General features: G+C 65.0%; 23 protein-coding genes and 5 tRNA genes. 23 read left to right on the forward strand and 5 right to left on the reverse strand.

Annotation, left to right across the window (positions count from 1 at the left end):
• Nucleotides 1-37: 37 nt before the first annotated feature.
• From VZ068_RS05405 to VZ068_RS05420, 4 genes are all read left to right on the forward strand, one after another.
• On the forward strand, nt 38-1,315 hold the full coding sequence (locus tag VZ068_RS05405; RefSeq protein ID WP_259154126.1) for a YihY family inner membrane protein: 1,278 nt from the start codon (nt 38-40) through the stop codon (nt 1,313-1,315).
• Nucleotides 1,312-1,917, forward strand: coding sequence for a TlpA disulfide reductase family protein (locus VZ068_RS05410; RefSeq protein ID WP_349657121.1), 606 nt, complete (start codon nt 1,312-1,314; stop codon nt 1,915-1,917). Before VZ068_RS05405 ends, VZ068_RS05410 begins: the two co-directional genes overlap by 4 nt.
• Entirely contained in the window at nt 1,917-2,183 is a 267-nt protein-coding gene (locus tag VZ068_RS05415) for an acylphosphatase (RefSeq protein WP_349657657.1), read from the forward strand. The genes VZ068_RS05410 and VZ068_RS05415 overlap by 1 nt, the downstream gene beginning before the upstream one ends.
• 84 nt (nt 2,184-2,267) lie before the next feature.
• The gene (locus VZ068_RS05420) at nt 2,268-3,497 is read left to right on the forward strand and encodes a hypothetical protein (RefSeq protein WP_349657122.1); all 1,230 of its coding nucleotides are present in this window, start codon (nt 2,268-2,270) and stop codon (nt 3,495-3,497) included.
• Here VZ068_RS05420 and ppk2 read toward each other — a convergent pair.
• The 5 genes from ppk2 to hemA all read right to left on the reverse strand — a co-directional run bounded on the left by ppk2 (nt 3,479) and on the right by hemA (nt 9,517).
• Nucleotides 3,479-4,261 (reverse strand): polyphosphate kinase 2, encoded by a 783-nt coding sequence (gene ppk2 / locus VZ068_RS05425; RefSeq protein WP_349657123.1) that lies wholly within the window; start codon nt 4,259-4,261, stop codon nt 3,479-3,481. The two genes, VZ068_RS05420 and ppk2, sit on opposite strands and share 19 nt — an antisense overlap.
• Nucleotides 4,262-4,292: 31 nt before the next feature.
• The gene (moaB, locus tag VZ068_RS05430) at nt 4,293-4,811 is read right to left on the reverse strand and encodes a molybdenum cofactor biosynthesis protein B (protein ID WP_349657124.1); all 519 of its coding nucleotides are present in this window, start codon (nt 4,809-4,811) and stop codon (nt 4,293-4,295) included.
• Nucleotides 4,812-5,452: 641 nt separating this feature from the next.
• On the reverse strand, nt 5,453-7,159 hold the full coding sequence (locus VZ068_RS05435) for a tetratricopeptide repeat protein (protein WP_349657125.1): 1,707 nt from the start codon (nt 7,157-7,159) through the stop codon (nt 5,453-5,455).
• Nucleotides 7,156-8,241: a peptide chain release factor 1 gene (prfA, locus tag VZ068_RS05440; protein WP_259154112.1), complete on the reverse strand. Its 1,086-nt coding sequence runs from the start codon at nt 8,239-8,241 to the stop codon at nt 7,156-7,158. Before prfA ends, VZ068_RS05435 begins: the two co-directional genes overlap by 4 nt.
• Nucleotides 8,219-9,517 carry a glutamyl-tRNA reductase gene (hemA, locus tag VZ068_RS05445; protein WP_259168394.1) on the reverse strand — a complete coding sequence of 433 codons (1,299 nt, stop codon included), beginning with the start codon at nt 9,515-9,517 and terminating at the stop codon, nt 8,219-8,221. The genes prfA and hemA overlap by 23 nt, the downstream gene beginning before the upstream one ends.
• 65 nt (nt 9,518-9,582) lie before the next feature.
• Here hemA and VZ068_RS05450 point away from each other — a divergent pair, with 65 nt between their 5' ends.
• From VZ068_RS05450 to rplL, 19 genes are all read left to right on the forward strand, one after another.
• The gene (locus VZ068_RS05450) at nt 9,583-11,271 is read left to right on the forward strand and encodes a tetratricopeptide repeat protein (protein WP_046964358.1); all 1,689 of its coding nucleotides are present in this window, start codon (nt 9,583-9,585) and stop codon (nt 11,269-11,271) included.
• The gene (gene lolB, locus VZ068_RS05455) at nt 11,268-11,921 is read left to right on the forward strand and encodes a lipoprotein insertase outer membrane protein LolB (RefSeq protein ID WP_259154110.1); all 654 of its coding nucleotides are present in this window, start codon (nt 11,268-11,270) and stop codon (nt 11,919-11,921) included. The genes VZ068_RS05450 and lolB overlap by 4 nt, the downstream gene beginning before the upstream one ends.
• Entirely contained in the window at nt 11,903-12,787 is an 885-nt protein-coding gene (gene ispE / locus VZ068_RS05460) for a 4-(cytidine 5'-diphospho)-2-C-methyl-D-erythritol kinase (RefSeq protein WP_349657126.1), read from the forward strand. The genes lolB and ispE overlap by 19 nt, the downstream gene beginning before the upstream one ends.
• A 3-nt stretch (nt 12,788-12,790) precedes the next feature.
• Nucleotides 12,791-12,867: transfer RNA gene (locus VZ068_RS05465), tRNA-Gln, on the forward strand.
• A gap of 128 nt (nt 12,868-12,995) precedes the next feature.
• Nucleotides 12,996-13,955 carry a ribose-phosphate diphosphokinase gene (locus tag VZ068_RS05470; RefSeq protein WP_055851346.1) on the forward strand — a complete coding sequence of 320 codons (960 nt, stop codon included), beginning with the start codon at nt 12,996-12,998 and terminating at the stop codon, nt 13,953-13,955.
• A 110-nt stretch (nt 13,956-14,065) separates the two neighbouring features.
• Nucleotides 14,066-14,701 (forward strand): 50S ribosomal protein L25/general stress protein Ctc, encoded by a 636-nt coding sequence (locus VZ068_RS05475; RefSeq protein WP_046964355.1) that lies wholly within the window; start codon nt 14,066-14,068, stop codon nt 14,699-14,701.
• A 50-nt stretch (nt 14,702-14,751) separates the two neighbouring features.
• Complete coding sequence (pth, locus tag VZ068_RS05480) at nt 14,752-15,330, forward strand: aminoacyl-tRNA hydrolase (protein WP_259168402.1); 579 nt, start codon at nt 14,752-14,754, stop codon at nt 15,328-15,330.
• A gap of 77 nt (nt 15,331-15,407) precedes the next feature.
• Nucleotides 15,408-16,499: a redox-regulated ATPase YchF gene (gene ychF / locus VZ068_RS05485; RefSeq protein WP_259154087.1), complete on the forward strand. Its 1,092-nt coding sequence runs from the start codon at nt 15,408-15,410 to the stop codon at nt 16,497-16,499.
• Nucleotides 16,500-16,652: 153 nt separating this feature from the next.
• A tRNA-Tyr gene (locus VZ068_RS05490) sits at nt 16,653-16,738 on the forward strand.
• Nucleotides 16,739-16,767: 29 nt separating this feature from the next.
• A tRNA-Gly gene (locus tag VZ068_RS05495) sits at nt 16,768-16,841 on the forward strand.
• 33 nt (nt 16,842-16,874) lie between these two features.
• Nucleotides 16,875-16,950, forward strand: a tRNA-Thr gene (locus VZ068_RS05500).
• A 47-nt stretch (nt 16,951-16,997) separates the two neighbouring features.
• Nucleotides 16,998-18,188, forward strand: a complete 1,191-nt coding sequence (gene tuf, locus VZ068_RS05505) for an elongation factor Tu (protein WP_005993360.1) — start codon at nt 16,998-17,000, stop codon at nt 18,186-18,188.
• A gap of 108 nt (nt 18,189-18,296) precedes the next feature.
• Nucleotides 18,297-18,372: transfer RNA gene (locus tag VZ068_RS05510), tRNA-Trp, on the forward strand.
• Between the two features lie 49 nt (nt 18,373-18,421).
• Complete coding sequence (gene secE, locus VZ068_RS05515; RefSeq protein ID WP_046964549.1) at nt 18,422-18,832, forward strand: preprotein translocase subunit SecE; 411 nt, start codon at nt 18,422-18,424, stop codon at nt 18,830-18,832.
• Between the two features lie 13 nt (nt 18,833-18,845).
• Nucleotides 18,846-19,403, forward strand: coding sequence for a transcription termination/antitermination protein NusG (gene nusG, locus VZ068_RS05520; RefSeq protein WP_029219215.1), 558 nt, complete (start codon nt 18,846-18,848; stop codon nt 19,401-19,403).
• 198 nt (nt 19,404-19,601) lie between these two features.
• The gene (gene rplK / locus VZ068_RS05525) at nt 19,602-20,030 is read left to right on the forward strand and encodes a 50S ribosomal protein L11 (protein ID WP_259160048.1); all 429 of its coding nucleotides are present in this window, start codon (nt 19,602-19,604) and stop codon (nt 20,028-20,030) included.
• Nucleotides 20,031-20,033: 3 nt separating this feature from the next.
• Nucleotides 20,034-20,732, forward strand: coding sequence for a 50S ribosomal protein L1 (gene rplA / locus VZ068_RS05530; RefSeq protein ID WP_005993337.1), 699 nt, complete (start codon nt 20,034-20,036; stop codon nt 20,730-20,732).
• A 548-nt stretch (nt 20,733-21,280) separates the two neighbouring features.
• Nucleotides 21,281-21,814: a 50S ribosomal protein L10 gene (gene rplJ / locus VZ068_RS05535; RefSeq protein WP_005993339.1), complete on the forward strand. Its 534-nt coding sequence runs from the start codon at nt 21,281-21,283 to the stop codon at nt 21,812-21,814.
• A gap of 55 nt (nt 21,815-21,869) precedes the next feature.
• Complete coding sequence (rplL, locus tag VZ068_RS05540; RefSeq protein ID WP_029219218.1) at nt 21,870-22,235, forward strand: 50S ribosomal protein L7/L12; 366 nt, start codon at nt 21,870-21,872, stop codon at nt 22,233-22,235.
• Nucleotides 22,236-22,394: the final 159 nt, after the last annotated feature.

The following is a 22,394-nucleotide window of genomic DNA, read 5'->3' on the forward strand; positions in this document are numbered from 1 at the left end:
AAGGCCGTGATGACGGCGCATCGGGTACCCTTGCGCGATGTCGCGTGTGAACAAACTCCACCAATGGAAAGAGCGTCTGCGCGATCGCGCGCGGACGGTGAGCTTCGGGCGCTTTCTGTGGCGTCGCTTTCTGGACGACCGCCTGTTCCAGGCAGCGGCCTCGTTGGCCTACACCACGGTCTTCGCGCTGGTACCGCTGGCCATCGTGGTGTTCGGCGTGTTGTCGGCGTTTCCCGCATTCAACGAGTGGAAGGACGCGCTCACCGACTTCATCTTCAACAACTTCGTGCCCGGCGCCGCGCGCTCGGTCCAGAACTATCTCAACCGCTCGCTGGAAGATCTTGGTAAGTTCACCGTCGCCGGCATGGTGGCGCTGGTGGCTTCGCTACTGATCACCCTGCACAGCATCGAGCAGACCTTCAACAGCATCTGGCGGGTGGCAGCCGCCCGGCCCAAGGTGACGCGTTTTTTGATTTACTGGACGGTGCTCACCCTGGGCACGATGCTCGCCGCCGCCTCGATGGCGATGGCTGCGTATGTGTTCGCGCTGCCGCTGTTCCGCACCACCGAAGGCCAATGGCTGGCCGAATTTTCCTGGCGGCTGGCGCCGATGGCGGTGGAGTTCGTCTGCATCGTGCTGATCTACCGCGTGGTGCCGCAGCATGCGGTACGGCTGCGGCACGCGCTGCCGGGCGCGCTGCTGGCGGTGATCCTGATGGAAATCGTCAAATGGGGCTTCGGCTTCTACCTGGGAAATTTCCAGACCTATCAGCGCATCTACGGCGCGCTGTCGGCGCTGCCGATCCTGCTGCTGTGGATCTATCTGAGCTGGGTGTCGGTGCTGCTGGGCGCGTCGCTGGCGTCGTCGATGTCGGCGTTTCGCTATCAGCCCGAAGCCATGCGCCTGCCACCGGGTTTCGAAATCTACGGCCTGCTGCGTCTGCTCGGCCGGTTCCGGCAGGCGCGCATCCACGGCAACGGCCTGGACGAGGACCGCATTCTTGCGCTGGAGCCGATGCTCACCGACACGCTGATGCAGGAGCTGTTGTGCGAGCTCAAACGCATCCGCCTGCTGCGGCGCGACGAGCGCGGCCAATGGCTGCTGGCGCGCGACCTGGATGTGGTGCCATTGGCCGAACTCTACGAAAACTGCCAGCTGCGCGTGCCGATCGAAGACCGCCCGCTGCCATGCCGCGACGATGCCTACGGCCAGGCCGCCGCCGCCGCGCTGGAACAATTGCGTCAACCGTTGCGCGGCGTGCTGGCGCAACCGGTCGGCGACCTCTACACCCACCTCCCCGGAGACCCTCCATGACGATGCGCCTTGTGCGCGGCGCGTGCGCGCTGCTGTTGCCGTTGCTGCTACTGACCGCCTGCAAGCCCACCGGGCAGGGCACCCCTGCTGCGGCCGATTCGACGGCTGCGCCTGCCACGGCCCCCCAGACCTCTGAACCCGCCGCCGACCCGGCAGGTGCAGCCCACACCTCGGTGGTGCAGCAGACCGCCGACATGCCCAAGCTGTCGCTGCCGACGGTGTCGGGCGAGACCTACGACCTGGCTGCGCATCGCGGCAAGTGGGTGGTGGTCAACTTCTGGGCGACCTGGTGCGCGCCTTGCCTGAAGGAAATGCCGGAGCTGTCGGCACTGCACACCATGCGCGACAGCGTCGAAGTGGTTGGCCTGGCCTATGAAGACATCACCGCCGCCGACATGCAGGCGTTTTTGAAGGATCACCCGGTGTCCTACCCGGTGGCGATCCTGGACCCGTATCAGCCGCCGCAGGACTTCGCCACCCCGCGCGGCCTGCCGATGACCTATCTGATCGGCCCGGACGGCAAGGTGGCCAAGCAGTTCCTCGGCCCGGTCACCGCACACGACATCGAAGCGGCAGTCGGCATCACCGGCAAGGCGGGATGATGCAGGCGGCGCGCTTCGTGGTCAGCGGGAGAGTGCAGGGCGTGTGGTACCGCGGCTCCACCCGCGAGCGCGCGCTGGCGCTGGGCCTGCACGGGCATGCGCGCAACCAGCCGGACGGCAGCGTGGAGGTGGTCGCCGCCGGCAGTGAGGCCGCGCTGGAGGTGCTGGAAGCGTGGCTATGGCAGGGCCCGGCAGCGGCGCAGGTGACGTCGGTGACGCGCACGGCGTGCGCCATTCCGCCGACTGAAGAATTTGTAACTGGCTGAGTGCGTGCCGCCATGGCGGGGCAAAAGAGTTGCGTTGCCTCGCCGATAACCTTCTCAACGCGATCAGGCGTTCAGGGGAATGTAATGGCCGCTCCATCTCAAGATCACAACGACGGGCACGAACTGGCGGCATCTCGCCGCAATCGCCAGCTGACGCAGTTCGGACCCTGGCTGTATCTCGGCGCGCTGCTGGGCAGTGGCTGGTTGCTGTTCGTGCAGCCGTCCACTCGCGTCCTGCAACCCGAGCAGGCGGCTACCAGCTGGCTGCTGGCGTGGACGTTTGTCGGCATCGTGATCGGCGCGGTGGCATGGAGCCTGCGTCTGGCGCGGCAGGGTCTGGCGCAGCCATCGGCAACCTACCCGATGTCGGCACGCCTGCCAGAATCGTGGACCGATGCCTATGCGGCGTTGCTGCGCCCGGCGGCTCCGGCCGCAGTGGTCGCGCCCCGCCTCGACCCGGCCGACACCCAGCGTGGCGCTGCCTGGCACCGCTTCGGCGCCGGCATGCTCAGCGCCGAAACCTTCGACCCCAACGATGCCACCCGTGCGCCGTGGGATGCGATGGATGCCCAGGCCTGCATCGCACGCCTGGACGAAGTACGCAGCGCCTGGCAGAACGCGTCGGTCAACCGCACGCTGCAGCAGGAGCGTCGCTACTGGCTCGACGTGGTGCTGTCGCTGCTCGATCACGGCGTGATGCGCCCGCTGCAGGACGGCTACCTGCCCGACACCGCTGCGCTGCGCACCGAGCGCTTCCTGTTGGGTGCCGATGCAGGCCCGATCGTCCTGGCCGACGTGCCGGCGCTGTTCGCGCGCCGCCTGGCCTTGGCCATCGAAGCGATGCCGGCCGCGCAACGTGATGCGGCCGGCGTGCAGTGGCGGCTGCTGCAGCAATTGCATGCATTGGTCGCCGAAGGCCGCATGCTCGACGAGCGCTCGCAGGTGATCCAGGTGCTGGCATGGAACCCGGACGTGGACCTGGACCAGGTCGAAGTGGCCTACATCCTGGCCGCCGAATACCGCGAAGGCATGCGCGACTGGTTGCGTCGCGCTGCGCTGGTGCGCCTGCCCGACAGCGCCCTGCGCCTGGACGAAGTGCTGCTGTCGTCCTGCAGCCCGCTCGGCGCGCAGGCCGACGATGTGGACTACATGGAAGCCATGCGCCCGCTGCACCGCGGTTTCATGCAGCTGTTCAGTCAGCGCCTGAGCCAGCTGGTGGTGCAGGCCGAGCAGGCCGAACGTCGGGCCGGCCTGCATCCACTGCCGCGCGCCACCACGGCCAGCGACGAGGTCTCTCAGGACTGGCCGGCGTAATCGTCGATCGGTTCCAGTATGCCGTAGCGCTCCTTGTGCGGCTTGCCATCCAGCGGTGGCAGCTGCAACGTGTCATCGGGCACCGCGGTGTCCGGGAGCCGATCCAGCAGGTTGCGGATCAGGCTCAGCCGGCCCCGCTTCTGGTCGTTGAAATCCACCAGCGTCCACGGTGCGTCCGGCGTGTGTGTCGCTTCGAGCATGCGCTCGCGTGCTGCGGTGTAGTCCTCGTACTTGCTGCGTGACTGCAGGTCCACCGGCGACAACTTCCAGCCCTTGAGCGGATCTTCCTGGCGTTCGGCAAAGCGCTGTTCCTGCTCGGCCTGATCCACGCACAGCCAGTACTTGAACAGCAGAATGCCGTCGTCGACCAGCAGTTGTTCGAAGCGTGGCGCCTGCTCCAGAAACGCTTCGTACTGCGCGTCGGTGCAATAGCCCATCACCCGTTCCACGCCGGCGCGGTTGTACCAGCTGCGGTCCATCAGCACCAATTCGCCGGCCGCCGGCAGATGCGCCACATAGCGCTGGAAATACCATTGCGTGCCTTCGCGGTCGTTGGGTGTCGGCAACGCCACCACCCGGCACTGGCGCGGATTCAGATGGCTGGCGATGGCCTGGATCACGCCGCCCTTGCCGGCGGTGTCGCGGCCCTCCACCAGCACCAGTGCGCGCTGGTTGGTATGCCGCAGCCAGCGCGCCATGTTGACCAGTTCCAGCTGCAACGGTGCCAGCAGCTTCTTGTAGGCCTTGCGTTTCAGGTGCGACATGCGCGTTCCGTTCGGCGATCGAGCGCGCAGGCTATTCGCCCAGCCGTGGACGCAGTGTCGCCAGATTGCAGGGCTTGGTACGCGCATCCAGCTGCGCCCGCACGATCTTTTCCCAAGCCGTGCGGCAGGCCGAGGTGGAGCCGGGCAGGCAGAACACGAAGCTGTGGTTGGCCAGGCCCGCAAACGCACGCGATTGCAGCGAAGACGTGCCGATTTCTTCCACGCTGATAGCCCGGAACATCTCGCCGAAGCCCGGCATGATCTTGTCCAGCAACGGCGTGATCGCCTCCGGCGTGCTGTCGCGGCCCGTGAAGCCGGTACCGCCGGTGACCAGGATGCCGTCCACCTGCGCATCGGCAATCCATGCAGAAACGATCGCGCGCATGCGGTAACGGTCGTCAGGGCATAGCGCGCGGTCGTACAGCACATGACCTTCATGGGTGAGGGCATCAACCAGATAGTCGCCGGAGCGGTCATCGGCCAGCGTGCGGCTGTCGGATACCGTCAGCACGCACAGGTGCAAGGGAATGAAGTCGAGATTGGAAGGCATGGCCCAAGCCTAGCGATCCGGAACGACCGGGTACAGCACCACGGTGTGAAGCCGCACAACTCCGCTACTGGCTTCGGTCAGGGCGGCAGCGCGGCCGGGGATCGGCTCCTCGGCTCGGCAGACATCCTGTCTGACGCGCCGCCGCGGCACATCCGTGTGCCGCTCTCCGCCAATCCCCGGCCACGCTGCCGCTCGGCGCGTTATTTCCATGACCTGAAAAGCTTGAACAAGCTAATGAAGCGCCGCTTGAAGCCCCTCTCCCGCCGGGAGATGGGTTGGGGTGAAGGTACGGCGAAGCAAGATGCCTGTCGGTACTCGCTTCGGTCCGGGCGACAGCGCGGCCGGGGATTGGCTCCTCGGCGCGGCAGACATCCTGCCTGACGCGCCGCCGCGGCACATCCGTGTGCCGCTCTCCGCCAATCCCCGGCCACGCTGCCGCTCTGCACGTTGTTTCCATGGCCTGAAAACGTCTCGAAGAAATTCAATGACGCTTTCAAGCACCTCTCCCGCAGGGGCGAGGAGGCACAGCTGGGCGCGCGTGCCTTGGAGCGCCCGCGCCGCAAGCGCGTGCCGGGGCACGGAGCGGGAGTTGGGGTGGGGAGCAAAAGACAGCCATCTACTTTGGAAAGGCAAGCAGGCCGCTAGTTACCTGACCAACCATGTTGGCGCGCGAGTGCTTGCATCAGGTCCGCGAACCCGTCGGCAAACCCATCCATATCGAACACGCCCGACTCGCGCCGACGCTCCGCCACCCGCGCACGCAACGTACTCAACGCGGCTGGATCACCCGCCAACGCCACCGCCTTGGCCACAAACGCGGCGTCGTCGGCCACATTCATTTCATCCAGCCCCAGGTGCTGGTTGAGGCTGCCCGCCACCCGTGCGGCAAAGGTCTCGCCGGGCGTGGTCAGCACCGGGCAACCCGCCCACAACGCATCGGAGGCGGTGGTATGCGCGTTGTACGGATGCGTATCCAGAAACAGATCGGCGTGCCGGTAACGTGCCAGATACTGCGGGTGGGGCAACTTCGGCATGAAGACCAGGCGCTGCGCATCCACGCCCCGCGCCTGTGCTGCCGCACGCAAGCGCGCATCGGCCTGGCCCGGCCCCGACAACAGCCACAGCACACTGCCGGGCACCGCACGCAAGACTGCCAGCATGCGCGCCATGCTGCGCGGGTTGAGTTTGTAGCTGTTGTTGAAGCAGCAAAACACCACGCCATGCGCAGGCAAGCCGCACGCGGTGCGCGATGGCGGCTCGCCAAGCGTGCGCGTGATGTCCGACGGCTGAAACACGCGGTTCAAGCGCAGCACCTGCTCGTTGTAGAACGGCGCCAGCGACGGCGGCAATACGAATGCATCGCCCAGCACGTAATCCATCCAGGGCGCACCGGAGGTGCCCGGGTATGCCAGCCAATTGATCTGCACCGGCGCCGGCCGCAGGGCGAACACTTCCGGGCGCCCGCCCCCCCCCCAGCCGCGCAGATCGAACAACACATCGATCCCCTGCGCGCGGATATGCTGCGCGGTGGCCAGGTGCCCGAGCGCGGTGACATCGTGCAGCGTGGTGGCCTGAGCCAGGCGCGCGCGAATCGCGCTGCCGTCGTCCTGGCTGGTCGCAAACAGGTGCAACTGCAGCGCCGGTTGGCGTTGCTGCAATGCCTCGAACAACGCCACCGTCAACAGCCCCGTGGGATGCGCGCCGAAGCCATTGGACACCAGGCCTACGCGCAACGCACCGCGGCTGCGTACCTCGATCGGCGACAGTGGTTGCAGGCTTGAGGCGATCGCCTGCGCACGCGTTCGCGCACAGGCCAGTTGCTCGGCCGCAGTGGCGTCCTCGCTCAGGAACGCGAACGGCTCCACCGCCGCTGTGCCGTGCGCCACGGCGTTGCGCACCTGCGCGGCCAAGGCATCCAGATCGCGCCAGTCGCATAAACGACGGCGCCAGTTGAGCAGCTGCGCGGCGATGTACGGCTCGTCGGGCAGCAGCTGATGCGCGCGTGTGTAGGCTGCCGCCGCCTGCTCCGGCTGATCGGCGTCTTCCAAGGCATGGCCCAGCCATAGCGCAATGCCCGGATGCTGTGGCACCAGGTCCGATGCCTGCTGCAGCAAACGCGAGGCCTCTGTATGCCGCTGTTGCGCCCAGCGCACGCGGCCAAGCCGCGCGATCGCTTCCGGGTGGCCCGGATGCAACGCCAATGCGCGTTGCACGGCCAACTCGCCGGCGGCGATGCCGCCCATGCCGAGTTCGGCATCGGCCAGCATCAACCACGCAATGAAATCGCCCGGCTGGCGCCGCACCGCCTCGCGCAGCTGCAGCAGCTCGCGCGGGACCTGCGCACTCACGGGCTGTCGCTCAACCGTGCCAGTTCGTCGGCCTGATGCTCGTGCAGCAGGCGTGCGATCAGTGCATCCAGATCGCCTTCGATGATGTTGGGCAGGTCGTACAAGGTCAGGCCTTCCACGCGGTGGTCGGTGATGCGGCCCTGCGGGAAGCTGTAGGTACGGATGCGCTGGCTGCGGTCGCCGCTGCCGACCTGCAACTTGCGCGTCTGCGCTTCGGCCGCGGCGGCCTTGCTGCGTTCGGCTTCCACCAGTTGCGCCTTCAGCCGCTTCATCGCCTTGTCGCGGTTGGCGTGCTGGCTGCGCTCGGTCTGGCATTCCACCACCACGCCGCTGGGCACGTGGGTGATGCGGATCGCCGATTCGGTCTTGTTGACGTGCTGTCCGCCGGCGCCGGAGGAGCGGAAGGTGTCCACCTTCAGGTCCGCCGGGTTGATCACGATCTCTTCCACGTCGTCGGCCTCGGGAATGATCGCCACCGTCGCCGCCGAGGTGTGGATGCGGCCCTGCGATTCGGTCGCCGGCACGCGCTGCACGCGGTGGGTGCCGGATTCGAACTTCAGGCGCGAATACGCGCCGCGCCCGACCACCCGTGCCACCACTTCCTTGTAGCCGCCGTGCTCGCCGGGGCTGTCGGATTCGATCTCGACCTTCCAGCCCTGGCGCTCGGCATAGCGGGCATACATGCGAAACAGGTCGCCGGCGAAGATCGCCGCCTCGTCCCCGCCGGTGCCGGCGCGCACTTCCAGAAACAGGTTGCCGTCGTCGCGCGGGTCGCGCGGCACCAGCAGCAACGCCAGCTGCGCATCCAGTTCGTCCAGGCGTGCCTGTGCGGCGGCGATTTCCTCTTCGGCCAGCTCGCGCATTTCCGGGTCGTTGCGCATGGCTTCGGCCGCGCTCAGATCGGCTTTGGCGCGCGCCTCGTCTTCCAGCGCCACCGCCACCGGCTCCAGTTGCGACAGTTCGCGCGACAGTGTGCGAAACCTGTCGTTGTTGCTCACCACGTCCGGGTCGGACAACAGGTGCTGCAGTTCTTCGCGGCGCTCGGCCAGCGCTTCGAGCTTACGGCGCAGGGTCGGCGTCATCAGTCCTCACGATCGGGGTAGCTACAGGGGGATGTTGGTAACCGGGTTTTTCCGGGAAAAGCCGGTCGGCCGCGCTGGTCAATTCCAGGTCGTTGCTGAGCGCGGCCTCGCGCAGCGCGGCGGTGGGCGGATGCAGCAGCCGATTGGTCAGCGCATGCGCCAGCTGCTCCAGCACCTCGTCGGCCGGCTTGCCGTTGCTCAATTGCTGGCGTGCCTTGGCCAGCAGTTCGTCGCGGGTGCTGTCGCCGAATGCACGCAGCCGCTTGAGCGGTGCCTGGCGTGCGTTGGCCTGCACGGTCTCGACATAGCGCGCCACCTGCAGGTCGATGATGGCCTCGGCCTGGTCTGCGGCTTCGCGGCGGCTGCGGCGGTTGTCTTCCACCGCGCGCTCCAGATCGTCCACGGTGTACAGATAGGCATCACCCAGTGTCGCCACCGAGGCTTCGATATCGCGCGGCACAGCCAGGTCGAACAACAGCATCGGCTTGCGTTTGCGCGCGCGCAGCGCCTGTTCCACCTGCGCCCGCGTCACGATCGGCTCGCGCGCGGCGGTGGCCGAGAACACCACATCGGCCTCGGCCAGATGGCGTTCCAGATCGGTCAGCGGCAAGGCATAGCCGCCGTGCTGGCTTGCCAGTGTCTGCGCATGCGCCAGGGTGCGATTGGCGATCAGCAACCGGCGCACGCGGCCTTCGCTCAGATGCTTGGCGGCCAGCTCGATGGTTTCGCCGGCGCCGATCAGCAATACGGTCGATTCGTTGAGCCGCGCAAAGGATTCCTGCGCCAGCCGCACCGCGGTGGAGGCCACCGACACCGGGTTGGCGCCGACACGGGTATCGGTGCGCGCACGCTTGGCCACCGAAAAGGTCTGCTGGAACAGCCGATCCAGCCCGCTGCCCAGCGCGCCGTGCGCGCGCGCCACCGCCCAGGCGTCCTTGACCTGGCCCAAGATCTGCGGCTCGCCCAGCACCATCGAGTCCAGCCCGGTGGCGACCCGGAACAGATGACGCACCGCGTCGGCGTCCTGATGCTGGTACAGATAGCCGCTCAGTCCCGGCGCATGCGCGTCCAGCCAGCCGGCCAGCGTCTGCGCATCGTCGGCCATCGCGTACAGCTCGGTGCGGTTGCAGGTCGACAGCAGCGCGGCCTCGCGTACCTGCGGCAAGGCGCGCAACGATTCGAGCGCGCGCGGCAGCGCGTCACCTGCGAACGCCGCGCGTTCGCGCAGGTCCACAGGTGCGGTCTGGTGATTCAGTCCGAGCACCCACAACGTCATTGTTCAGTTGCTTGCGATAAGCTGGCGGCCATTCAGGGCCCCATTTTACGGCCCGGTTGCCCCCGATGCCTGTACCGATTCGCATCCTGAGTGTTCTTTTGCTCGTAGCGGTGTCCGCCAACGCCACGGCAGCACCCAAGAAAGCACCGCCCGCTCCACCGGCCAGCAGTGCCGGCGCCACCTCGCTGGAACCTGTGCTCGCCGGCGAATTCGCCTTGCAGGCCGGGCAACTGGACGATGCCGCCCGCGCCTATCTGGACGCTGCCAAGGCCGAGGCCGGCGACGCCGGCCTGGCCGAGCGCGCCGCCCGCATCGCCATGCTGGCCAACGACGACCCGCGTGCCATCGAGGCCCTGGCGCTGTGGCGCGCCCGCGCGCCGTCGTCAATGTCGATGCGCAGCACCGAAGCCTCGCTGGCCCTGCGCCGTAACGACCTGCGCACCGCGCGCCGCGACCTGCTCGGCCTGCTCAAGGAGCCCGACCCGCGCGGCTGGCGCTTTGCGTTGATTGCGCTGGCCAACGGCGGCCGCGAGCCGGAAGCCTCCGCCGACGTCCTCGAAGACCTGGTCAAGGCCGGCGCCATCCCCAACCAGATCGAGGTTTGGCAGGAATTTGGCCGGCTCGCGCTGCGCATGGAGCGCCCGGCGCTGGCCAAGCGCATCGTCGACGAGGTGGTACGCCGCTTCCCCGAGGAGCCGCGCGTGGCCTTGCTGCACGCCACCCAGCTGCAACAGGAAGGCAAAAACGACGAAGCGCTGGCGTTGCTGAAGAACGTCGAACCGAAGGCCGTGAAGGATTCCGAACTGCGTGGCGCGCTGGCCTTCGCCTACGATGCCATGGGCCAGACCGAAGCGGCCGCGCGCGTGCTGTCCACCGGGCCGCAGGACACCCAGACCTATGGGTTGCGCGCGTCCATGCTCGCCAAAGAGAAGGACCGCACAGCGTTGGAGGCGCTCTATGGCGAGCTCAAGAGCAACGCCACCAAGCCCGACCCGGACCGCCGCCTGCTGCTGGGCAAGATCGCCGAATTCCTCAAGCGTTATGACGAAGCGGTGGAGTGGTACCGCGGCGTGCCTGGCGGATCGCAGCTGAGCGAAGCGCGCTTGCGCGCGGCCAGTGCCCTGTACGAGCTGGGTCGCAAGCCCGAAGCGCTGGCGGAAGTGCGTGCACTGCAGGGCGATGCCACCGCCGACGACGATGCCCGTCGCGATGCCTATGTGCTGGAAGCCGAGCTGCATCAGCGTGCCGACGACGCACCGGGCGAGCTGGACGCCTTCGAGCGTGGCCTGGCCGCCTACCCGGACGACGGTGCGCTGTTGTACGCCCGTGGCCTGGCCTGGGAGCGTCGCGACGACGTGGCGCGCGCCGAGGCCGACCTGCGCAAGATCCTGGTGGCCGAGCCCGAAAACGTCGCGGCGCTGAACGCGCTGGGCTACACCCTGGCCGACCGCACCACCCGCTACAAGGAAGCGCTGGCGCTGATCGACCGCGCCCGCACCGCCGACCCGGACAACCCGGCCATCGTCGACAGCTACGGTTGGGTGCTGTACCGCATGGGCCGCACCAAGGAAGCCCTGGTGCAGCTGCGCCGCGCCTGGGCATTGGCCAAGGACCCGGAGATCGCCGCACACGTGGGTGAGGTGCTCTGGGTCAGCGGCAAGCAGGACGAGGCACGCCGCTACTTCGACGAAGCGCGTCGGCTGGATCCGGACAATCGCGCGCTGCAACGCGCCGCGGAGAAGTTCGGTCTATGAGCGCCGCAAGACGGACGCTGGCCCTGAGCGGGCTGGTGCTATTCGCCCTGTCCGGCTGCGTAAGCGTGCCGCGCGGACAGGGCGGTGGCGCGGCGGTGGTCGAGCGCGTGTCCGATCAAGCGCGCACGGCCGAAACTGCGCGCCAGGCCTGGCTGCAGGCCCATCCGCAGTGGTCGTTCCAGGGGCGGGTGGCGATCAGCAAGGACCGCAACGGTGGTAGCGGGCGCATCGACTGGCAGCAGGATGGCCCCCGTTACCGCGTGCAGCTCAGTGCCCCGGTGACCCGCCAGAGCTGGGTGCTCACTGGCGATACCACCACCGGCGCCGGTCGGCTTGAGGGGCTGGACGGCGGTCCGCGCAGCGGCCCCGATGCCGAACAGGTCTTGCAGGAGGCGACCGGCTGGACCATCCCGGTCAACCAGATGCCGGACTGGGTGCGCGCGCTGCGCATTGCCGATGCCGGCGCGCAACGCGTCGATCTCGACGCTGCCGGGCGCCCGCGTACCGTGCAACAGGATGGCTGGACCATCGAATTTCTTGCCTGGGCACCTGTCAGCGACGGCCAGCCCGAGCTGCCGCAGCGCATCGAAGCCCATAACGGCAGCGCCAAGGTCCGCCTGCTGGTCGATCAGTGGACGGTATCGCCCTGATGGTAGCGCCGGACGGCTGGTCGGCATGGCCTGCGCCGGCCAAACTGAACCTGTTTCTGCAGATCGTCGGGCGCCGCGCCGATGGCTACCACCTGCTGCAGACCGTGTTCCGGCTGCTGGATTGGGGGGACACCATTCATCTTCGTGTGCGCAGTGACGGCCTGATCCGCCGCATCGGCGACAGTCTGCCCGGCGTTGCCGAAGACGATGATCTGGTGATCCGCGCCGCGCGCCTGCTGCAATCGTCCACCGGCGCACGGGTCGGCGCGGAGATTCGCCTCGACAAGCGCATCCCCGCCGGTGGCGGGTTTGGCGGCGGCTCGTCGGACGCGGCGACCGTGCTGGTGGCGCTCAATGCCTTATGGGGCCTGGGCTTGCCGGTCGATGCACTGGCCGGGCTGGGCCTGCGGCTGGGTGCCGACGTGCCGGTGTTCGTGCGCGGGCGCAATGCCTGGGCCGAGGGCGTGGGCGAGCAACTCACCCCGATCGTCCTTCCGCAGGCCGCCTATGTGCTGGTCGATCCGGGCGTTCATGTGCCCACGCCGGCGTTATTTCAATCACAGGAATTGACGCGGGATGCTGCGCCCGTGAAAATAGCGGACTTCGCTTCCGGTTCTCTGCTCGACAATGCGTTCGAGCCGGTCCTGCGGCGCCGCGAACCCGCCGTCGAGGCCGTGTTCCAGGCGTTGTCACAGATCGGCACGCCACGTTTGACCGGGTCGGGAAGTGGGTGTTTCGTCGAATTCGCCACGCGCGCTGCTGCAGAGCAGGCCCTGGCGCAGTTGCCGGACAGCCTGCGGGCGTGGGTCGTGGAAGGTGCAGCGCACTCGCCATTGCTCGACGTACTGGACGCGACAAGGTTTTGATGCAGGGGCGTCGCCAAGAGGCCCAAGGCACCAGGTTTTGATCCTGGCATTCGTAGGTTCGAATCCTACCGCCCCTGCCAATATGCAGATCCCTCTGCAGTAGTCCGCATATCCATGTGCGGGGATTCAACGAAAAGCCCGGCATTTGGTCGGCTTTGTCCAGTTCCATCATCGCCCGCACGCTCTTTGCCGCCGCCCGAGAGATCCCATGCAAGACCAACGTAACCTGCTGGTGTTCTCCGGCAATGCCAACAAGCCGCTTGCCCAGAGCATCTGCAAGGAGCTCGGCGTGCGCATGGGCAAGGCGCTGGTCACGCGCTTTTCCGATGGCGAAGTGCAGGTGGAGATCGAAGAGAGCGTGCGCCGGCAGGAAGTGTTCGTGATCCAGCCGACCTGCGCGCCGAGCGCTGAAAACCTGATGGAACTGCTGGTGCTGATCGACGCGCTCAAGCGCGCCAGTGCCGCCTCCGTCACTGCGGTGATCCCGTACTTCGGCTATTCGCGTCAGGACCGCCGTATGCGCTCCTCGCGCGTGCCGATCACCGCCAAGGTTGCCGCCAAGATGATCTGCGCGATGGAAGCCGACCGCGTGTTGACGGTCGACCTACATGCCGACCAGATCCAGGGCTTCTTCGATGTGCCGGTCGACAATGTCTATGCCTCGCCGCTGCTGCTGGCCGACATCTGGCGCGCCTATGGCACCGACAATCTGATCGTGGTGTCGCCGGACGTGGGTGGTGTGGTGCGCGCGCGCGCCGTCGCCAAGCGCCTGGACGATGCCGACCTGGCCATCATCGACAAGCGCCGCCCGCGCGCCAATGTCGCCACAGTGATGAACATCATCGGCGACGTGCAGGGCAAGACCTGCGTGCTGGTCGACGACCTGGTCGACACCGCCGGTACCTTGTGTGCGGCTGCCGCAGCGCTCAAGCAGCGCGGCGCGCTCAAGGTGGTGGCCTACATCACCCACCCGGTGCTGTCCGGCCCGGCCGTGGACAACATCAATAATTCGCAGCTCGACGAGCTGGTGGTGACCGACACGATTCCGTTGAACGAAGCGGCGCGCACCTGCCCGAAGATTCGTCAGTTGAGCGTGGCAGAACTGCTGGCCGAGACGATCCGCCGTATCGCCTTCGGCGAATCGGTCAGCTCGCTCTACGTCGACTGATCCCGCATTCGGCGCCCGGATTTCCGGGTGCCGGTACTACGTCTCTCCTGGTCGCGGGTGAGACGCTTCATCGCCGCGAGGCGGTATTCCAATCTAGGTAGTGAAACAACATGGCAAAGACTCACGAAATCAAGGTCGAGCGCCGCGCAGACGAGGGGAAGGGTGCGAGCCGCCGCCTGCGTCACGCTGGCGTCATTCCGGCCATCGTCTACGGTGGCGAACTCGAGCCGGTCAGCATCCAGCTCAACCATGAGCAGATCTGGCTCGCCCAGCAGAACGAGTGGTTCTACTCGTCGATCCTGGACCTGAACCTCAATGGCGACGTGCAGCAGGTACTGCTGCGTGACATGCAGCGCCATCCGTTCAAGCAGCTGATCATGCACATCGACTTCCAGCGCGTCAGCGCCAACGAGAAGCTGAGCGCTGCCGTGCCGCTGCACTTCATCAACGAAGCGACCTCGCCGGCCGGCAAGTCGAGCGAAGTGGTTGTGACCCACGAGCTCAACGAAGTCCAGGTGGTCTGCCTGCCGAAGGACCTGCCGGAGTTCATCGAAGTCGACCTCGGTGCCCTGGAAGTGGGCAACGTGATCCACCTGTCCGAAATCAAGCTGCCGGCTGGCGTCGAAATCCCCGAGCTGAAGCTGGGCAAGGAACACGATGTTGCCGTGGTTGCTGCCAAGCACGTGCGCGTCGAAGAAGAAGACGCTGCCGGTGAAGAAGGCAGCGAAGGCGCAGAAACCAAGTAATCCGTCGGCCGATTCCTCGCATGCGCGGGGAATCGGCTGCGGTGACTGGCATGTCTGCACTTCGGCTGATCGTCGGGCTCGGGAATCCGGGTCCGGAACACGCGCAAACCCGGCACAACGCCGGGTTTCGTTTCGTCGATGCCCTCGTCGAGCGCAGTGGCGCCCGCTGGGGGCTGGACAGCAAGTTGTTCGGTGAAACGGCCAAGGTCGATATCGCAGGGCAACCGGTCTGGCTGCTCAAGCCGGCCACCTTCATGAATCTCAGTGGCAAATCGATCACCGCCGCCCTGCGGTTCTGGAAGATCGAGCCGGAGCAACTGCTCGTCGCACACGACGAACTGGATCTGGCGCCGGGCACGGCGCGGCTCAAGTTCGATGGCGGCCACGGCGGCCAGAACGGTCTGCGCGATACCATTCGCCTGCTGGGGCACGGCAAATTCCACCGCCTGCGGGTCGGTATCGGCCATCCCGGTCACAAGGATCGCGTGGTGCCGTGGGTGCTGGGGCGGGCAGGGCGCGAGGACGATGCTGCGATCGGTGCTGCGGTGGATGCGGCCATCGATGTCCTGCCGCTGGCGATGGATGGCAATTTCAACGAAGCGATGAAGCGCCTGCATACCAAAAAATAGAGAATGGGGAATCGGGAATGGGAGGAGCTCTGCTCTTGCCATTCTCGATTCCCGATTCTCCATTCACTGGAAAACCCATGGGTATCAAATGCGGCATCGTCGGCCTGCCCAACGTCGGCAAGTCGACCCTGTTCAACGCGCTGACCAAGGCGGGCATCGCTGCGGCCAATTTTCCGTTCTGCACCATCGAGCCGAACGTCGGCATCGTGCCGGTGCCGGATCCGCGTCTCAATCAGCTGGCCGAGATCGTCAAGCCGCAGAAGCTGATTCCCACGGCGGTCGAGTTCGTCGACATTGCCGGCCTGGTGGCCGGTGCGGCGAGCGGAGAAGGCCTGGGTAACAAGTTCCTGGCGCACATCCGCGAAGTCGATGCGATCACCCATGTGGTGCGCTGCTTCGAGAACGACGACGTCATCCACGTCAACAACAAGGTCGACCCGATTGCCGATATCGAAACCATCGATACCGAGCTGGCGCTGGCCGACCTGGATAGCGTGGAAAAGGCGCTCAATCGCGCCGAACGCAGCGCCAAGGGCGGCGACAAGGACGCTGCGGCACGCAAGCCGGTGCTGGTCAAGTTGCAGGCTGCGCTGGCCGACGGCAAGGCCGGCCGTGCAGCCGGGCTGGATGAAGAGGAAAAGGCGCTGATACGCGATCTGTTCCTGCTGACGCTCAAGCCGGTGATGTACATCGCCAACGTGCTGGAGGATGGTTTTGAAAACAATCCGCACCTGGACGCAGTGCGCGCGCACGCCGCGACCGAAGGCGCCGAAGTGGTGCCGGTCTCGGCTGCGATTGAGGAGGAGCTGTCCCAGCTCGACGACGAAGATCGTGACACCTTCCTGGCCGATCTCGGACTGAGCGAGCCCGGCCTGAATCGCGTCATCCGCGCGGCCTACACGCTGCTGGGCCTGCAGACCTACTTCACCGCAGGCGTCAAGGAAGTGCGTGCCTGGACGGTCAGGGCGGGCTCCACCGCACCGCAGGCGGCGGCAGTCATCCATACCGATTTCGAGAAGGGCTTCATCCGCGCCGAGACGATCGGCTTCGATGACTTCATCAAGTATCGCGGCGAAGCCGGTGCGCGCGATGCGGGCCGTCTGCGCCTGGAAGGCAAGGAATATCGGGTCCAGGAAGGCGACGTGCTGCACTTCCGTTTCAACGTCTGATCCGGTGTGCGCGGCGCTGATCGTCGCGCGCATTCAGTAGTGACGAAGAGTTCAAAATTTTTGTTGACACCGGGTGCGTCCCACAACAAAATAACGGGCTGCTTCACCCCGAACCGAATCGCCTCACCGCGCCACGGTCCGGTAGTAAAAGCTGGAGGGATACCCAAGCGGCCAACGGGGGCAGACTGTAAATCTGCTGGCTTACGCCTTCGGTGGTTCGAATCCACCTCCCTCCACCAGTTTCACGTTGTGGTATGCAGTTCCCGGCGCGGGAGTAGTTCAACGGTAGAACCTCAGCCTTCCAAGCTGATGGTGCGGGTTCGATTCCCGTCTCCCGCTCCATTGAACGCAAATGCATGGCATAATGCAAAACTCGCTCACGTAGCTCAGTCGGTAGAGCACCTCCTTGGTAAGGAGGAGGTCGAAGGTTCGATTCCTTTCGTGAGCACCATTACTCAATCGTCTTAAACTCCAAACGATTACCGAGAACTTGCACCCATGGCAAAAGCTAAATTCGAGCGCACCAAGCTGCACGTCAATGTCGGCACCATCGGTCACGTTGACCATGGCAAGACCACGTTGACCGCTGCGCTGACCAAGATCGGTGCAGAGCGTTTCGGTGGCGAGTTCAAGGCGTACGACGCGATCGACGCAGCGCCGGAAGAGAAGGCGCGCGGCATCACGATTTCGACCGCACACGTCGAATACGAATCCCCGAACCGCCACTACGCTCACGTTGACTGCCCCGGCCACGCCGACTACGTCAAGAACATGATCACCGGTGCGGCGCAGATGGACGGCGCGATCCTGGTGTGTTCGGCCGCTGACGGCCCGATGCCGCAGACCCGTGAGCACATCCTGCTGTCGCGTCAGGTCGGTGTGCCGCACATCGTCGTGTTCCTGAACAAGGCCGACATGGTCGACGACGCCGAGCTGCTCGAGCTGGTCGAAATGGAAGTGCGCGAGCTGCTGAGCAAGTACGACTTCCCGGGCGACGACACCCCGATCATCCATGGTTCGGCGCGTCTGGCGCTGGACGGTGATCAGAGCGACATCGGCGTGCCGGCGATCCTGAAGCTGGTCGATGCGCTGGACAGCTTCATTCCGGATCCGACCCGCGACGTCGATCGCCCGTTCCTGATGCCGGTCGAAGACGTGTTCTCGATCTCTGGTCGCGGGACCGTGGTGACCGGTCGTATCGAGCGCGGCATCATCAAGGTCGGCGACGAAATCGAAATCGTCGGTATCCGCGACACGCAGAAGACCACGGTCACCGGCGTGGAAATGTTCCGCAAGCTGCTGGACCAGGGTCAGGCGGGCGACAATGCCGGTCTGCTGCTGCGCGGCACCAAGCGTGACGACGTCGAGCGCGGCCAGGTGCTGTGCAAGCCGGGTTCGATCAAGCCGCATACCGAGTTCGAAGCCGAAGTCTACGTGCTGTCCAAGGATGAGGGTGGCCGTCACACCCCGTTCTTCAAGGGCTACCGTCCGCAGTTCTACTTCCGCACCACCGATATCACTGGCGCCTGCCAGCTGCCGGAAGGCGTGGAAATGGTGATGCCGGGCGACAACGTGAAGATGGTCGTGACCCTGATCAACCCGGTCGCGATGGACGAAGGTCTGCGCTTCGCGATTCGCGAAGGCGGCCGTACCGTCGGCGCCGGCGTGGTTGCCAAGGTCATCAAGTAAGCAATACCTGCAGTTCGGCGGCTTCGGTCGCCGAATTTGCGCGAATGGCGGGCCGGCTGAACCGCGGTCCGCCTTCGTTGTCTTAGGGTTTGCGGTAAACGAGTACATACGCCAGTAGCTCAATTGGCAGAGCAGCGGTCTCCAAAACCGCAGGTTGGGGGTTCGAGTCCCTCCTGGCGTGCCACTCCTCTTTCCGGCCCAGCGATTCGGGTCAGATCGGTAACTAGAGCCGGATGAATAGCAAAATCGAGCCTTCCAAAAGCGCGTCTGCTGCCAGCGCTGATATCGTGAAATACGTGCTCTCCGCGATCCTGGTGGTTGCGGGGCTGTTTGTGTGGTTCTGGTTTTCTGCGCCGGAGCGCGCCACGCAGTTGGGAGCCTGGACGCCGCAGCTGCGTGCGCTGGCTGTCATCGTCGGGCTGGTGGCAGGTGCATTTGTCTTTCTGGGGACCGGCAAAGGCCGGGAAACCCGCGAATTCATGTCCGAATCCAGGTTTGAGTTGCGTAAGGTGGTCTGGCCAACGCGTCAGGAAGCCATTCGCACGACCTGGGTCGTGATTGTTGTTGTGATCATTCTGAGTTTGCTGTTGGGCGGCTTCGACTTCGTCATCCAGAAGCTCACGCAGTGGTTCCTGGCTCGTTGAGGAGAATCAAGCAGTGAAGCGTTGGTACGTCGTTCACGCCTATTCAGGCTTTGAAAAATCTGTTGCGCAGGCGCTGCGCGATCGCATCGTCCGCACCGAGATGGAAGATCGTTTCGGTGAAGTGCTGGTGCCGACCGAAGAGGTCATCGAGATGCGCGCCGGCCAGAAGCGTCGGTCCGAGCGTAAGTTCTTTCCCGGCTACGTGCTGGTCCAGATCGAAACCCACGAAGAAGCCGGTATTCCGCGCATCGACAACGAAAGCTGGCATCTGGTGAAGGAAACTTCCAAGGTGATGGGTTTCATTGGCGGTACCGCCGATCGTCCGTTGCCGATTCGCGACGAAGAGGCCGATGCGATCCTGCAGCGTGTGCAGGATGGTGTCGAAAAGCCGCGTCCGAAGGTGTTGTTCGAGCCGGGTCAGATGGTGCGTGTCACCGATGGCCCGTTCAACGACTTCAATGGCGTTGTTGAAGAAGTCAACTACGAGAAGAGCCGGTTGCGTGTCGCCGTGCTCATCTTTGGTCGCTCCACGCCGGTCGAGCTTGAGTTCGGCCAGGTCGAGAAGGGCTGACCCGAGCAGGCGCCTGCTAGGCGCCTGCCTTGAATGCTGCTATAGTGCGCGGCTCGCTGACCTGGCGACCGCCGGGTAAACAATGGCTGCCGCATGGCGGCCATCTGCGTGTTGTACGCAACGCGACGCCGGGACGCGTGATTCTCCCGGTCCGATGGGGAGCCTGTTGTCAGGCGTTAGCACCCGGAGAGTATTGAAATGGCTAAGAAAATAACTGCCTACATCAAGTTGCAGGTCAAAGCCGGTCAGGCCAATCCTGCACCGCCGGTCGGCCCTGCATTGGGTCAGCGCGGTTTGAACATCATGGAATTCTGCAAGGCGTTCAACGCTGCGACCTCCAAGCTGGAGCCGGGTTTGCCGACGCCGGTGATCATCACCGCGTATTCCGATCGTACCTTCACCTTTGTGACCAAGAGCACCCCGGCAAGCGTGCTGCTCAAGAAGGCGGCGGGTGTGACTTCCGGTTCGAAGCGTCCTAACAGCGACAAGGTCGGCAAGGTGACGCGCAAGCAGCTGGAAGAGATCGCCAAGACCAAGGAAGCCGATCTGACGGCGGCCGAGCTCGAAGCGGCAGTTCGCACGATTGCGGGTACCGCCCGCAGCATGGGTTTGACGGTGGAGGGCTAAGACATGGCACAGAACAAGCGCGTTAAGGCCATTGCGGCCGCAGTCGTTCCGGGCAAGAGCTATGCCTTCGAAGACGCAATCAAGATCCTGAAGACCGCCACCAAGGCCAAGTTCGTCGAATCCATCGACGTCGCCGTGCGCCTGGGCGTGGACGCCAAGAAGTCCGATCAGCAGGTACGCGGTTCGACCGTGCTTCCCGCCGGTACCGGCAAGAGCGTGCGCGTTGCGGTGTTCGCACCGGCAGGCGCAAAGGCTGACGAAGCCCTGGCTGCGGGCGCCGAGGCAGTGGGCATGGACGACCTGGCCGAGAAGATGCAGGCCGGTGATCTGAACTACGACGTGGTCATCGCGACTCCGGACGCCATGCGCGTTGTCGGTAAGCTGGGCACCCTGCTGGGTCCGCGCGGCCTGATGCCGAACCCGAAGGTCGGCACCGTGTCGGCCAACCCGGGCGAAGCGGTCAAGAACGCCAAGTCGGGCCAGGTGCGTTACCGCACCGACAAGGCCGGCATCATCCACTGCACCATCGGCAAGGCCAGTTTCGACGACGAAGCGCTGAAGTCGAACCTGCAGGCGCTGCTGCTGGATCTGGTCAAGGCCAAGCCGGCGACCTCGAAGGGCACCTACCTGCAGAAGGTATCGGTCAGCTCGACGATGGGCCCGGGCGTGACGGTTGATCAGTCGAGCCTGTCGCTGAAGTAATCGAACGTGTCGGGCGTCATGCGCCTGACGTGTTTGTGCAGTACTGCATTGTTTTTCCGGCCCGGGTTACCGTGTGCTGGGAGTCCGTTCCCTCCTTTGGGGTAACGGACATTTTGAAGGCGATCGCCGGCATGTCCGGCGGTAGCCGTCAAAGACCGCAGGCGCGGTCAGCGCAGATCGACGACGGGCAGGGATGCTCGCACTGGCATGGAGTCGCCGTCGATGCAGCGGGATCGCTTAATTGGTTCGTTTCGAACTGGCCGGCGTAGATGGTGTCGCCCTTCTGGAGTTTTCTGGTTTACGCGCGTCTGGGACATCCCGGATCGAGCCCACTCCAGGTCTAGAACGGCCACCAAAGGAACATCGGTCGATGTTCCCGGCTTCCAGGAAGGAGGCTGCCCTGGACCGCAACCGGCAGGAGCCGCGAGCGGAGTAGTTTGAAGCGGGGATTAGGGGATCTGGTATTGGGGATTTGCAGGAGCGGCTTCATGGCTTTCGACGAATCACCAATCACCAATCACCAATCCCGGCTTTAACGGAGGAGTGCAATGGCTCTCAATCTGTCCCAGAAGCAAGAAGTAGTCGCCGAGCTGGCAGACATCGCCGCCAAGGCCCACTCCCTGATCGCCGCCGAATACGCTGGCACCACGGTCTCCCAGATGACCGCGATGCGCAAGCAGGCCCGCGAAACCGGTGTGTTCTTGAAAGTTGTCAAGAACACCCTGGCCGTGCGTGCCGTCGAAGGTACCGAATTTGCTGTCGCGTCTGACAAGCTGGTCGGTCCTTTGGTGTATGCGTTTTCGATGGAGGAGCCCGGCGCTGCCGGTCGCCTGATCAAGGAATTTGCCAAGAGCAACGACAAGCTGCAGGCCAAGGTTGTGGCAATCGGCGGGGAACTGTTCCCGGCCAGCCACGTCGACGTGTTGGCTTCGCTGCCGACCCGCGATCAGGCTCTGGCGATGCTGGCACGCGTGCTGTCCGAACCGGCTGCCATGTTCGCCCGTGCCGTCAAGGCCGTTGGCGACAAGCAGGGTGGTGGCGACGAAGCCGCCGCGCCGGTCGCCGAGACTGCCGAAGCTTGATGTCCTAGCGTCTGCTAGAAACCATTCCAGAATCAATTTCTAAAAGGTAATCACAATGTCCCTTACCAACGAACAGATCGTCGACGCCATCGCCGAGAAGTCCCTGATGGAAGTGATGGAGCTGGTCAAGGCCATCGAAGAAAAGTTCGGCGTCTCCGCCGCCGCCCCGGTCGCTGCCGCTGCAGCCGGCCCGGCCGCCGTGGTCGAAGAGCAGACCGAGTTCAACGTGGTGCTGACCAACTGCGGCGCCAACAAGGTCGGCGTCATCAAGGCCGTCCGTGCCGTGACCGGCCTGGGTCTGAAGGAAGCCAAGGACCTGACCGAAGCCGGTGGCATGCTGAAGGAAGGCGCCACCAAGGACGAAGCCGAGAAGATCAAGAAAGAACTGACCGAAGCCGGCGCGACTGTCGAAATCAAGTAAGCAATACCTTGCATCGCCAGCGTTTCATGGTGATGCACTGAAGGCTGGGAGCGTAGAGCTCCCGGCCTTTGGCCGTTTCGGGCGGGAATCGAGAATCGGGATTGGGGAATCGCAAATGCAACATCGCGTGCTCATCCGATTCCCATTTCTCCATTCCCG

The sequence above is a fragment of the Xanthomonas sp. 10-10 genome, assembly GCF_040182365.1.
Taxonomy (GTDB): domain Bacteria; phylum Pseudomonadota; class Gammaproteobacteria; order Xanthomonadales; family Xanthomonadaceae; genus Xanthomonas; species Xanthomonas arboricola_F.